Consider the following 1,166-nt stretch of genomic DNA (forward strand, 5'->3'; position numbering starts at 1 on the left):
GCAGCTTGAGGGACTGCAATCGCTCAGTGACAATCAACCTGCTCGGCTATCCGCTGTGATCAGCTGAGCCCCCGCAGACTCGACTGCCAGAGCCATGGCAGTTACACCACTTCCCGGGACACGATCCGATTCTCTGCTGTGCCCCTGAGGCGTCCCAGTCGTACCGCTGGCGTGCCCCACGGATTCTCCGCCGCACCCCTGAGCCTTCCCAGCGATTCCCAGCCGCACCCCTGAGGCGGCCCAGCGATTCCCCACCGCACCCCTGAGGTGTCCCAGTAATTCCCCACCGCACCCCTGAGGTGTCCCAGCGATTCCCCACCGCACCCCTGAGGTGTCCCAGCGATTCCCCACCGCACCCCTGAGGCGTCCCGACGATTCCTCGCCGCACCCCTGAGGTGTCCCAGCAATTCCCCCCGATTCCCCAGGTCAGGAACCCGCAAAATTGCAGGCAGTTGCCATGACACGCCGGGCGTCAGGGATATTGTGAGTTCAGTTCGATGATGAGCGGAGGTGGACCATGCGACATGCCCTGATGCCTGGACTGGCGTTGCTGGCCGGAATCGCGGCGCAATGGCTAGAGATTCCAATTCCCGAGGTCTGGATCTGGGGATTGCTCGCGATCAGCGTTGTCCTGTGGGGCTGGGCAAATTGGAGGGAGCGTCATGAGCGCTGAGATGAGCATGCAGGAACTTGTTGAGCTGGCCGCTGGCAAGCGCTGGTGGGTCTGGACGATTGGTGTTTGTCCTCGAACGGGCGGCCCGATTCTGTGTGCCACGCCCCTGCTGCTGGGCGTCACTGAGTCCCTGTTTGAGCTGCCGCTTCTGTTGCAGTTGGACGAGCATCGAGCGCATCTGTTCGTCAGTGAACTGAATCGGCTCGCGGGGTGGGATGAGCACATCACGTCTCTGCATGAGAAGCGGCTCGCCGCGCAGCGTGCATCGTTGCCGGCCCCGACCGTCAGTTACACGGGTGTTGCATGACCTCTGCCCTGGTGTTCAGAAAACGGTGGTTTGTCAGACATCCCAGGAAGGGCCCAAGCTGTCATTTTCAGAAGACGACTGCACCAATTGACGGGGCGTAACGCCAGGTGTGCAGTCGGCTCCTGACCACGCAATATCAGAAGTCATCTGCACCAATCTCGACTATGCTCAATACTCGTGTGCACC

The 1,166-nt window shown here is 61.3% G+C and carries 2 protein-coding genes; both read left to right on the top strand.

All coding sequences use genetic code 11. From position 1 onward, the window contains the following. The first annotated feature begins 517 nt into the window (after positions 1–517). Positions 518–673 (top strand): hypothetical protein, encoded by a 156-nt coding sequence (locus BHD08_RS23020; RefSeq protein ID WP_160128707.1) that lies wholly within the window; start codon positions 518–520, stop codon positions 671–673. Beyond that, entirely contained in the window at positions 663–980 is a 318-nt protein-coding gene (locus BHD08_RS22915) for a hypothetical protein (RefSeq protein WP_125025265.1), read from the top strand. Before BHD08_RS23020 ends, BHD08_RS22915 begins: the two co-directional genes overlap by 11 nt. Positions 981–1,166: the final 186 nt, after the last annotated feature.

The sequence above is a fragment of the Pseudomonas sp. SCT genome, assembly GCF_003864275.1.
Taxonomy (GTDB): domain Bacteria; phylum Pseudomonadota; class Gammaproteobacteria; order Pseudomonadales; family Pseudomonadaceae; genus Stutzerimonas; species Stutzerimonas stutzeri_AE.